The organism is Lacinutrix sp. (assembly GCF_037625555.1).
GTDB lineage: Bacteria > Bacteroidota > Bacteroidia > Flavobacteriales > Flavobacteriaceae > Lacinutrix.
Map to the genome: position 1 here is coordinate 1 of NZ_JASJHV010000059.1, position 9,627 is coordinate 9,627.

General features: G+C 32.8%; 8 protein-coding genes and 2 pseudogenes. 2 read left to right on the forward strand and 8 right to left on the reverse strand.

The window, feature by feature from the left end; genetic code table 11:
* A pseudogene (locus tag QNK89_RS04765) lies at positions 1 to 234 on the forward strand (IS3 family transposase); the annotation flags it as partial.
* Between the two features lie 40 nt (positions 235 to 274).
* Positions 275 to 571: a hypothetical protein gene (locus QNK89_RS04770; RefSeq protein ID WP_340169821.1), complete on the forward strand. Its 297-nt coding sequence runs from the start codon at positions 275 to 277 to the stop codon at positions 569 to 571.
* An 86-nt stretch (positions 572 to 657) separates the two neighbouring features.
* On the opposite strand, the gene QNK89_RS04775 is transcribed toward QNK89_RS04770, so the two are convergent.
* The 8 genes and pseudogenes from QNK89_RS04775 to QNK89_RS04810 form a co-directional block, all read right to left on the reverse strand.
* Complete coding sequence (locus tag QNK89_RS04775) at positions 658 to 2,427, reverse strand: DNA mismatch repair protein MutS (RefSeq protein ID WP_340169822.1); 1,770 nt, start codon at positions 2,425 to 2,427, stop codon at positions 658 to 660.
* 5 nt (positions 2,428 to 2,432) lie between these two features.
* Positions 2,433 to 3,263: a M28 family peptidase gene (locus QNK89_RS04780; RefSeq protein WP_340169829.1), complete on the reverse strand. Its 831-nt coding sequence runs from the start codon at positions 3,261 to 3,263 to the stop codon at positions 2,433 to 2,435.
* A gap of 200 nt (positions 3,264 to 3,463) precedes the next feature.
* Entirely contained in the window at positions 3,464 to 4,210 is a 747-nt protein-coding gene (locus QNK89_RS04785; RefSeq protein WP_340169823.1) for a succinate dehydrogenase/fumarate reductase iron-sulfur subunit, read from the reverse strand.
* A gap of 9 nt (positions 4,211 to 4,219) precedes the next feature.
* The gene (locus QNK89_RS04790) at positions 4,220 to 6,217 is read right to left on the reverse strand and encodes a fumarate reductase/succinate dehydrogenase flavoprotein subunit (protein ID WP_340169824.1); all 1,998 of its coding nucleotides are present in this window, start codon (positions 6,215 to 6,217) and stop codon (positions 4,220 to 4,222) included.
* 15 nt (positions 6,218 to 6,232) lie between these two features.
* Positions 6,233 to 6,919, reverse strand: coding sequence for a succinate dehydrogenase cytochrome b subunit (locus tag QNK89_RS04795; protein ID WP_340169825.1), 687 nt, complete (start codon positions 6,917 to 6,919; stop codon positions 6,233 to 6,235).
* A gap of 284 nt (positions 6,920 to 7,203) precedes the next feature.
* A complete protein-coding gene (locus tag QNK89_RS04800; RefSeq protein WP_340169826.1) occupies positions 7,204 to 7,401 on the reverse strand; it encodes a hypothetical protein in 198 nt (65 codons plus the stop codon).
* A 333-nt stretch (positions 7,402 to 7,734) separates the two neighbouring features.
* Entirely contained in the window at positions 7,735 to 7,869 is a 135-nt protein-coding gene (locus tag QNK89_RS04805) for a hypothetical protein (protein ID WP_340169828.1), read from the reverse strand.
* Between the two features lie 261 nt (positions 7,870 to 8,130).
* Positions 8,131 to 9,627, reverse strand: a pseudogene (locus QNK89_RS04810) (glycosyl hydrolase); the annotation flags it as partial.

Here is a 9,627-nt window from a genome sequence, read left to right on the forward strand (position 1 = left end):
GCATTAGAAAGACCTGAATTATCTCCAAGAGAGTTAGCGGCACACATCACAGATCAGAGAGGATATTTCATCTCTGAGTCTTCTGTCTATAGGATACTAAAAACAAGAGGATTGATAACCACTCCAACTCATATTGTAATAGCTGCAGCAAAGAAGTTTAAAGACCAACCTTCAAGAGTACATCAACAATGGCAGACTGACTTCACCTACTTTAAAATCAAAAATTATGGATGATTACTCTAGGTATATTGTGAGCTGGGAACTCTGTGAAAGAATGAAAACTGAAGACGTAAAAAGAAGTATTGATACTGCAATTTATAATGCAAATCTGGAAGAAAAAAAAATTCCAAGATTACTATCTGATAACGGAAGTTGTTATATCTCTAATGAGTTAAAATCCTATTTATCAGAAATAGGAATGGGACACGTTAGAGGCAAACCTAATCATCCTCAAACCCAAGGAAAGATAGAGAGGTATCAAAGATCTAAGAAGAATATTGTAAAACTACATCATTATTACAGTCCATCAGAGTTAGAAAATGCAATAAAAGACTTGATATTAAACTTATAGGATAGCTAAGGTAGAGACTAAAACCTTTATTTGTATATGTAATGGATAAAGAATGTTCTAAACCCTTCTTTTTTTGTTCTAAGCAATTAAATAATTTCCATCTTCTTTAATAAGAAACTAGCATTCATATTCTGGCAAATTCCTTTTTTAAAAGTATAATCGAAATACAACTCATCATCAATAATTTGTGCATCGAAATAGTAGTTTTTTACTTCTTCTAGTTCTTTTTCGATTTCACATAAACTTAAATCGTGTGTTGCAATAATTCCTGTGGCATGACTTGCTACTAACTTCTCTACAAATTTTCTTGAGCCAATGGCCTTATCTGTACTATTTGTTCCTTTTAGAATTTCGTCTAGAATAATAAAATAATTATCTGTTTCAATAGCATCTACAATGTGTTTTAAGCGTGTTAATTCACTTAAGAAATAAGAACTATCGTCTGTTAGAGAATCGCTTGTTCGCATGCTTGTAATTAGTTTTACTGGAACGTATTCACTTGTTTTTGCAGAAACAGGCAAGCCAACATTGGCCATTACAATATGTAAAGAAACTGTTCTTAAAAACGTGCTTTTTCCAGCCATATTTGCTCCTGTAATAATAAAAAACTGCTCGTTTTCTATATTGAAATTATTATCAATACGCTTTTCGGTTTTTAGTAATGGATGACCTAATTTGGTAACTTTAGTTTGCTTTCCTACTTCTATAATTTTAGGATAGATGTAGTTTTTGTGGTTAAAAGCATAGTTCCCAAAACTGTTATAAGCGTCAAAAAATGTTACAACTTCAAACCAATCTTCTACTTTGTTATGGTAAGTTTCAATCCATTGCTCGATTGCATAACTGTTTTTTATATCTGTTAGAAAGTAACCGTTTCCAAAAATAGCAGAAATAAGATTATTTCTATTATCTAAAGCATCCATCGCTTTGGATAAAGCGGCTAATATAGCTGATGCTTTTTTATCTTTTAATTGAATACTTTTTTGTTTTTCCTGAAGTAATTCTGAAGTAAATGTTTCGTTTTCGATAGCATTTAAAAGCTGAGCGTATTGTCTAAACGTATCACGAATTTTATCTGTATTAGCGGCTAAGTCGTTTATCTTTTTTAAATATTTACCAGTAATAGCCAACCCAATTAATAACCAATACCCAAAATAATTAATGGAGATTAGTTGTATTATACCTAAAACTAGAAGTAGTATTGAAACTATTGCAAACGCTAGTGGTAGACGTTTTAAAAATTTTGGTAAAAACGAGTTATGCTTGTGTAACCAAATAATAATTTGATCTGGTTTAGTTTCAACTTTTATTAAGTTTGCAGTGGCTTGAAACTGTTGTCGCCATTCTGGTTTTGTAGAGAGTTCTTTTATTGCTTCTTGTCTTTTATCAATATCAGAAATATCATTAGCTTTTAATGCTTTAGATAATGCTAAAGCACCAATTTGTGTTGCTGTTCTATCTACAAACTGAAAAAAAGAACCACGACCAAATAAATCGATATCTAAGGCATAATTGTGTTGTGGGTCTTGAAATTCTTGTCCTTCGTTTCTATGAAAAAAATCTCCTTTGCCAATTTTTATCTCCTCCTCATTTATAGAAACTAAAGCCTTTTTTAAACTGTGCTCTACTTTTAATGCAGTATGTTTTGATAATAAGTATAGAAATACAACTACTCCTATTAAACCACAAACCAACGAAATTTGCCAATTACTAAATGTAAAATATATACCAACTATTGTAGCAACAAAAACTAATAATCTTGCAGTACTTAAACCTGTTAATTGCTTATATAACTTAGAAACCTCAGCTTTATAAATTGCTAATTGCTCTTGATAGTATGTCGTTGTCTTTTGCATTAACTTTATAATTCTAAAGCATCAAATTTTGTATAAACTTGAATGATTGTCTCTACAGCATCTTTATAAAATTGATTATCAATACGCTCAAAATCATCTGTAGGTTTATGGTAATCTTCATGGTCTGCTACACCAAAATAAATAAAAGGAATGTTAGCTTTATGAAATGCTGCATGATCGCTAGAATTCGTCCAGTTATCTCCATCGCCTAATCCTTCATGTCCAATTAATAAATCTACTTTTCCTAAGTCTTGAAAATTTTCAATGGTCGGTTTTAAATGAGTATAATAGCGAGAGCCTACAGCAAATAATTGATTTTTTTTACTTCTGCTAATCATATCCATATTCAAATTTAACATAATATTTCTTTGTTGAATAACATTGTCTTTTACAAAATGGTAAGCACCTTTTAAACCTAGTTCTTCAGCATCGAAAGCGGCTAAAATAACACTGTATTTAGGTGGATTTACTTTAAGATATTGAGCAAAAGCAATTAATGCACTAATACCAGAGGCATCATCATCTACTCCATTATAAATTTTACCATTCTTTATGCCTTCATGATCGTAATGTGCAGATAATACTATGTATTTATTAATATTTACAGTTCCTTTTATTTCACCTAAAATGTTTACAGCATTATATTTTGAAAATGTAAAATGTTGCTCAAAATCGCCTCCTAAAGGCTTAACTCCTTCTTTTTTAAATGCGTTAATTATGTAAGTTTTTGCTTTTTCGGCTCCTTTTGTTCCTGTTCTTCTACCTTCAAAAGCGTCAGAGGATAGGGTTTTAATATTATTAATTAAATCTTTAGTTGAGTAAGAGTAGTTAGCTATCTCTACCTTTTTTTTTGTTTTTCAGTAGTTTCGGCTGTTTGTGCTTTACAACTAACAAAGAAAATACTCAATGCTAAGGCAAATAATAAATATGTTTTTTTCATTTTAAAAAAATTATAAGTAAATCTAATAAAAAAAACCAAGCATATGGCTTAGGTTTTTTATGTTATGAATATGAAATTCTACTTTCGTAATTATTTTTATCCTTTTAAACTTGCTGATAAATACTCACGATTTAAACGTGCTATATTTTCTAAGGAAATACCTTTTGGGCACTCTACTTCACAAGCTCCTGTATTTGTACAGTTACCAAAACCTTCATCGTCCATTTGTTTAACCATATTTAAAACACGCTCTGTTGCTTCAATTTTACCTTGTGGTAATAATGCAAACTGTGATACTTTTGCACCTACAAATAACATTGCCGATGAGTTTTTACATGACGCAACACAAGCACCACATCCAATACACATTGCTGCTTCAAAAGATTTATCGGCATCCGCTTTATTAATAGGGATTGCATTTGCGTCTATAGTGTTACCAGATGTATTTACAGAAATAAATCCACCTGCATGTTGAATACGATCGAACGCTGTTCTATCTACAACCAAATCCTTAATTACAGGAAATGCTTTAGCTCTCCAAGGTTCTATAACAATAGTTTCTCCATCTTTAAACGTACGCATGTGTAATTGACACGTAGTTATTAAACGATCTGGACCATGTGCTTCTCCATTAATATATAGTGAACATGAACCACAAATTCCTTCACGACAATCGTGATCGAAAGATACTGGCTCTTCTCCTTTTTCTATTAACTCGTTATTTAAAACATCTAACATTTCAAGAAAAGACATATCTGGCGATACATTGCTGATTGGGTAATCAACCATTTTCCCTTGATCGTTAGCGTTTTTTTGACGCCATATTTTTAATTTTAAATCCATAGCTATTCTTTATTTGTAACTTCTTTCTTTAACTTTAATATTATCGTATTCTAGTTCTTCTTTATGAAGTACTGCATCTTTTGGTTCTCCTTTATACTCCCAAGCTGATACGTATTGAAACTCTTTTTTACGTACTGCTTCACCTTCTGGTGTTTGGTATTCTTCTCTAAAGTGACCACCCGCAGATTCTTCACGTTGTAAAGCATCTTTAGCAAATAATTCTCCTAACTCTAAGAAATCTGCTACACGAGCTGCTTTTGCAAGTTCTTCGTTAAATTCATTTTGTGTTCCTGGCACTCGAACATCTTTCCAAAATTCTGCTCTTAATTCAGATATTTCAGTAATTGCAGATTTTAAATCCTCAGCGTTTCTTGCCATTCCACATTTGTTCCACATGATTTTTCCTAATTTTTTGTGGAAGTAATCTACAGAATGTGATCCATTATTATTAATTAAATGGTCTATGTTTTTTCTTACTTCAGCTTCAGCTTCTACAAACTCTTTACTTTCTGTAGAAATTGGTCCTGTACGTATATCATCGGCTAAATAATCTCCAATAGTATATGGTAATACAAAATAACCATCGGCTAAACCTTGCATTAATGCAGAAGCTCCTAAACGGTTAGCACCATGATCAGAGAAGTTTGCTTCTCCAATGGCATATAATCCAGGAACGTTTGTCATTAAATTGTAATCAACCCAAAGTCCACCCATTGTGTAGTGTACTGCTGGATAAATCATCATTGGAGTTTCATATGGATTCTCATCTACGATTTTCTCGTACATCTGAAATAAATTACCATATTTATTTTTAACTATTTCTTGACCTAATTTTTTAACTAGTACATCGTCATTTTCATCTAATCCCTTTACATGGGCTTGCTCTTTTCCATAACGCATAAAAGCAGAAGCGAAATCTAAATAGACAGCCTCACCTGTAGCATTTACTCCAAAACCAGCATCAGAACGTTCTTTTGCTGCACGAGAGGCAACATCACGTGGTACTAAATTACCAAATGCTGGATAACGACGCTCTAAGTAGTAATCTCTATCTTCTTCAGCTAATTGTGTAGGTTTTAATGTTTTGTTTCTAATAGCCTCGACATCTTTTTTATGTTTTGGCACCCAAATACGTCCATCATTTCTTAGAGACTCAGACATTAATGTTAATTTAGACTGATGATCTCCAGAAACTGGAATACATGTTGGGTGAATTTGTGTGTAACAAGGGTTTGCAAAGTGAGCACCACGTTTGTGAGCTTTCCATGCAGCTGTTACATTAGATCCCATTGCATTTGTAGATAAGAAGAATACGTTACCATATCCACCTGTTCCTAAAACAACTGCGTGAGCCGAATGTCTTTCTATGTCTCCTGTAATTAAATTACGTGTTATAATACCTCTTGCTTTCCCATCAACTTTAACAACGTCAAGCATTTCATGACGGTTGTACATTTTTATTTTTCCACGACCGATTTGACGGTTCATTGCAGAATAAGCGCCTAATAATAATTGTTGTCCTGTTTGTCCAGCTGCATAGAATGTTCTAGACACTAATACACCTCCAAACGATCGATTATCTAGTAATCCACCATATTCACGTGCAAAAGGAACACCTTGCGCAACACATTGGTCTATTATATTTGCTGAAACTTCTGCTAAACGATATACGTTAGCTTCACGAGAACGGTAATCTCCACCTTTTACAGTATCGTAAAATAATCTGTAAGTAGAATCTCCATCTCCTTGGTAATTTTTTGCTGCATTAATTCCGCCTTGTGCTGCAATAGAGTGTGCACGTCTTGGAGAATCTTGGAAACAAAATGCTTTCACATTATAACCAAGCTCTGCTAAAGTAGCAGCTGCAGATCCACCAGCTAATCCAGTTCCAACAACAATAACATCTATGTTACGCTTGTTAGCAGGATTTACTAGGTCTATATTGTTTTTATAATTTGTCCATTTGTCTGCAAGTGGACCTTGAGGTGTTTTAGAATCTAAAGCCATAAATCTCTCTGTGTATTAATGATTAAAAAAGTGAAATAAAGCAATAAAAATGAATCCAAGTGGAATTCCAATTGCATAAACCTTACTAAAACCTTTTAATCCTTTTGTGTATTTGTTATTTGCTCCAACCGATTGAAATGCCGATTCGAAACCGTGTAATAAATGTAATGCTAGGAAAACAAATGAAATTACATAAAGTGCAACTCTCCAAACGTCTACAAATTTATGTTGTAAGTGCTCTAAGTATCTGTAACCACTATCTGCATTATTTGGATCTATAAGACCAGACATATCTCCTTCGATAAATTTGATATTTATTTCCGGAAACCAGAAGTCGTAAAAATGTAGTGCCATGAATCCTAAAATGGCTAGCCCACTCCAAATCATGTTTCTACTCATCCAAGTAGAATTAGCACCACCATTATTTTTAGCGTAGCTTATTTTTCTTGCTTTATTGTTTTTAATTTCTAAAACAAATCCCATTACAAAATGAAAAATAACACCTAGTATTAAAACAGGTTGTAATAGATATTGAATAACCCAAAATGTTCCCATAAAATGCGACACATCGTTAAAAGCATCTGGTGCTACTACTGAAAGCATATTAATAGAAAAATGCTGAAGTAAGAATACCATTAGAAAGAGTGCCGAAAGTGCCATTGCAAACTTTCTTCCTATTGAAGAATTTAAAATTCCGCTCATTGTTTTTGTAGTTAAAGTATAGTTTCAACAAAGATAACTTACGCTAGTTGGTATTACAAATTTTAAATATGCTTATCTATTATTTAGAATGGATATAAGTTAGAGGTTGAGCCTAAGATTTTCAATGGAGTTACAGACATGTGAGTTGATAACTAAACGTTCATTAATCTAGTTTTTATAACCTGACTGTAATTGCTTCTACTATAATAGTAATTCTCTTGGCCAAAAATTTCCAGAAAGAAGATTAATTTGGTTTCTAATGTTTCTATGATTAGCTCGTAGAATTAATTAGAAACACTTGGTATTAAACCTCTAAGTCCCATATCTACAACCTGCTCACCAGCAGATGGCTCATACATTCCATCATTATTAACTTCTGTCCACTCAAAACTATTATTTACCGAAAACGACAGAACGACTTCTATATCTTCAGTTTCATTACCAGAAATAGTAAATGGTGTAGAAAACTCTCCTGTAACCACACAAGAACCTTGCGGAATTGGAGAGGAGTTAAATAAAGGGTTAGGAACTGTTGTTGCTCCTTCTGGAGCTTGACCTTGTGAAGTAAAACCTAAAGCTTCGAATGCCCAAAAACCTTGCAGTTTATTCTCATTAACGTCAAATGTGTTTCCATTTATATCAAAAGATGAAATATAGCTATTGTAACCTACAAAACTACCAAGCGTTCCAGTAATATCATTGCCGTTTACTAATAGATTAATACTTGCTTCTTGATAGGCAAGAGATACACGAACCCATTCGTAATTACCAGCTGCGATATCACTTAATGGTAGGGTTAAAAACGTTTCATTATTTCATGCAAATTGTGCATTTTGAAAATCTATTGCTAGACTTCCACCTTGACTAGTTTCATCGCCTTTAAATAATACTTCTCCTTGACCCAAAGCTGTAAAAGCTGAAGGAGTAAGCTCAATATATTTAGCACTCATTCTTGAAACAATTGGTGATTGTGATGCGTTTCCTGCTGGAATTTCAGAGGGCTGTCCAATATTATCTAAACGTTCTTGTGTTGGATCGAACTTAAGTTTAATAATTAGATTTGCTAGTGCATTATTATTTTCAACAACATCACTATTATCATCACTACATGAGACTAAAAAAAGACTAATTGAAAATATAGTAAAAAAATAAATTTTTCATGTATTTAAAGTTTAAGATTACAATTGTATAACGTTAATTATTTAAAAGTATTATTCTATTTCAAATCCTGTTGTTACTCCATTAATGTATATTAAATACCCTCCTTTTGGTAAATAATAGTTGCCGTTTTTGGCTTTATTTATATCTATTAATGTATTCTCTTTTAATAGTTTCTTTCTCCCTTTTTCTGTAATTGTTAGGTTGTAATCTACATAATTAAACCCATTATCTGCTTGAACATCTATAGTTTGTAACACCGTATTTTTGTCACTTCTAATTTCAATTGTCTTTTTACCTGCAGTATTGGCAAAAAACTTAATTTTTGTTGAGGGCTCGTAAGGTTTCATCCATTTACTCCAGCTGTTTCCCCAACGACTGTTTCCTCTTATTTTTTTGACATCAAAAAGAGTGATTGCTTCATTTATTAAGCCTGTATTCATTTTTTGCAATGGTTCTACATTTGTTTTGTAAATGCTTCTTCCATGCGTTCCAAGTAACAAATCTTTATTTTCTTCATGCAAAACGATATCATGAACTGCAACAGCTGGTATACCTTTAGAAAATGCTTCCCATATTTCGCCATTATTAAACGAAACATAAGCACCATTATCTGTCCCCAAATACAGAATGTTTTTATTTACATAATCTTCGCGAATGACATTTACTGGAGAATTTGGAATGTTAGAATTTATTTTGGCCCATGATTTACCATAATTTTCAGAAACAAAAACATAAGAATTAAAATCATCAAACCTATAGCCATTTAAAGTGGCGTACACACGCTCTTTTTTGTGTTTAGAAGCAATAACTCTAGTTACCCATAAGTCTTTAGGTAAACCTGCTGTTATGTTTTTCCAACTTCCGCCTGCGTTTTTAGTTACATTAACTAATCCATCATCACTACCTGTATAAATTAAACCAAACTCGAAAGGCGATTCGCTAATACTCGTTAATGTACCATAAGCAACATTTCCTTTTTTTCCGCCTTGGGTTAAGTCTTGTGAAATGGCTTTCCAAGACTCTCCTTGATCCATAGAACGCATTAATTTATTACCACCTAAATATAAAATATCTTGATTATGCATAGATAAATGAATTGGTGTTTGCCAATTAAAACGATACGGTGTATCTCCTAATTCGTGCTTTGGTTGAATATACTTTTGCCTTCCTGTTGCTCTATTTATTCTATAATAATTTCCAAATTGGTAGCCTGTGTACACAATATCTGGATTACGATTATCAATCTCAATTTGCATACCATCACCACCCATTATAGATTCCCAAGGATATTGACCGCTTTGATGCCACGATTTGTTTTCTAGAGCATTATGAGCACCAACCCAAACACCGTTATCTTGTAAACCTCCATAAACTCTGTATGGTTTTTGGTTGTCTACGTTTATGGCATAAAATTGCCCAACCGCAGGCGAGTTATTTTTTATCCAATTCTCACCATCATCATAAGTAATATTAACACCACCATCGTTTCCATTAATTAAATGGTTTGGGTTTTTTGGATTTATCCACAAAGCATGATGATCTGCATG

Excerpts from the sequence above, each read along its gene's own strand:
- QNK89_RS04805 (WP_340169828.1), bottom strand. The coding sequence starts at position 7,869 with ATGAGTGCTAAATATATTGAGCTTACTCCTTCAGCTTTTACAGCTTTG.
- QNK89_RS04795 (WP_340169825.1), bottom strand. The coding sequence starts at position 6,919 with ATGAGCGGAATTTTAAATTCTTCAATAGGAAGAAAGTTTGCAATGGCA.
- QNK89_RS04785 (WP_340169823.1), bottom strand. The coding sequence starts at position 4,210 with ATGGATTTAAAATTAAAAATATGGCGTCAAAAAAACGCTAACGATCAA.
- QNK89_RS04770 (WP_340169821.1), top strand. The coding sequence starts at position 275 with ATGAAAACTGAAGACGTAAAAAGAAGTATTGATACTGCAATTTATAAT.
- QNK89_RS04775 (WP_340169822.1), bottom strand. The coding sequence starts at position 2,427 with ATGCAAAAGACAACGACATACTATCAAGAGCAATTAGCAATTTATAAA.
- QNK89_RS04790 (WP_340169824.1), bottom strand. The coding sequence starts at position 6,217 with ATGGCTTTAGATTCTAAAACACCTCAAGGTCCACTTGCAGACAAATGG.